Here is a 1,977-nt window from a genome sequence, read left to right as displayed (position 1 = left end):
GGCCGGCCGGGCGGTCCGGCCATCGACGGTGTCGCCCGTGGTGGCAATCATGGAAGTCGCAATCATGGAAGACGCGGTGGGAACGCCGGCGCGACACGGAAACCCACTGGTGGGTATGCCAGCAGGGAAGACAGTCGGTCGCGCATGGCCCCACATGACAGCCGACGATAGTCCTGCGAGGTTACACGCATGTTCACTGTCGGCGACGCGCCGGGTCCTCCTGCCCGGCCATCGGCGGGAGTCATCCGGCGAAAGCCGACAGTGCCGGATCGTGACCGCATTCATCCGCATTGAACGCGATGCGCCCGCGGCGGGAACCGTAGCCGTCCAGTACGAAGACGTCCGGTTTTCTCGGGAAAAGGGAGCGTTCTCACGACGACACCCACAGATTCCCCGAACACGGGGGTATCGCGATCACATGATTTCCGGCGCGCCGGGCCCCTGAGCCCGAAGCCACGGCCGGGGAGCCCCGGAACACGGTGACGGAACACAGTGAGATATCGATCACCATCACCTTGCGTCACACCCGGGACGCGAAACCGAAACAACGGCTCACTTCAATCAGCACATTCGAAGAACGCTTTACCACACCCGTCACCGGATCGCGGACCCGGGCCCGCCCAGGCCAGCCAGCGGCTGGCCCGCGATCCGCCCCCACGGCCGGCAGCCCCTGCCCCGGCAGCCCCTTCTCCCGGAGGTGGTCGACGTCCGCTCACGCATGACGAACACGGATCTCTCGCTGCGGCACGGCTGGCATCCGGTCGCACGGTCGTCGGACATCGGTGACGAGCCGGTATCCGTACGGCTCCTCGGCGAACCATGGGTGATCGCCCGTCTCGACAACCGGGTGATGGCCCTTGCCGACCACTGTCCGTACCTGCTGACGCCGTCGGCGGCCGGCCGTGTCGACGGCCCCCGGCGGGCCTGCGCCTACCATGGCTGGCGTTTCGTCGCGTCCGGCGCGTGCACGGCCATGCCCGGCCCGGAGCCCGCGTCCGGCCCGACGCCCGGCTCGCCCGGCCCGCCCGGCTCCCGGCCGGGACGCACCCGGGCCGCCTCGGCGTGGGGCGCCACCGAACGTCACGGACTGGTCTGGATCGCTCCCGAGGAACCGTTCGCGGACATCATCGATCTGCCCGAGGCGGACGACTCCGTCTTCGCCTCCCGCTGGCTGGATGTCAACCGGAGCAGAGCGTGCGCGGGCGTACTCGCCGATGATCTCCTCGAGGCGGCGAGCCTGCCGTTCGTCCACCCGAGCGTGGTCTGCGCCGACCCGGTCCGCGGCGGCCCGATCCGCGCGGGCGCGGGCGGCACAGGGGAACAGACAATCACCTTTCGTCGTGACATCACTACCGATGGCAATGGTTTTCGCCTGCGAATGGAGCAGACAGTCACCAGTCCAGCAAATTCGGTAACGACGGAGGGTGGTTCGCGGCCCTGGAGCGGCCGCCGGCAGCTGTCGACCTGTCTCTACCGGCCGCCGTTCCAGCTCCGCCTGGTCCTGCGCTGCCCCGACACCGGGACCACCAGCACGATCTTCTTCTGCCTCCAGCCCGAGGACGCCACGTCCACCCGTGTCTACGCCCGCCTGTTCCGCAACGACTGCGCCGGGAGCCCCGACCGGCTGGCCGAGGCCGCGCGCGTCGAACAAATGATCATTGATCTGCACCTCACCGCGCGGGAAAGGCACCCGCTGGACGGCCTGCCCCTGCCAGCTACCAGCCACGACATCACCGGAAGCACCGGAAGCACCCACACGGACGCTGACGCGCTCACGAACGGCGCACCCGGCAGCGCCCAGGCGAACGCGGACACCGTCGGGGCCGCGTTGCGACGGGCGCTGTCCGCGCTGGCCGAACAGGCCCGGGGGATACCGGCGCGCGACCGGCCCGCCGGTATCCGCTACGCCCGTCGCGTGAAGGCAGGCTCCCGCCCCTGACCCCCTCGGCCCGGCCCGCGGCCCGCCCGTCCTCGCCG

General features: G+C 70.1%; 1 protein-coding gene. It reads left to right on the top strand.

The genetic code is table 11. The annotated features are described in order from the left end of the window. The first annotated feature begins 718 nt into the window (after positions 1-718). Positions 719-1,939 (top strand): Rieske 2Fe-2S domain-containing protein, encoded by a 1,221-nt coding sequence (locus tag AC5LSR_RS08440; protein ID WP_250285995.1) that lies wholly within the window; start codon positions 719-721, stop codon positions 1,937-1,939. Positions 1,940-1,977 lie beyond the last annotated feature (38 nt).

It is taken from the genome of Protofrankia sp. CiP1_Cm_nod4 (genome assembly GCF_982290645.1).
This window is presented reverse-complemented; position numbering and strand designations above follow the sequence as displayed.

What these genes read in the sequence shown, in the direction of transcription:
- AC5LSR_RS08440 (WP_250285995.1), top strand. Translation starts at nt 719, where the DNA reads ATGACGAACACGGATCTCTCGCTGCGGCACGGCTGGCATCCGGTCGCA.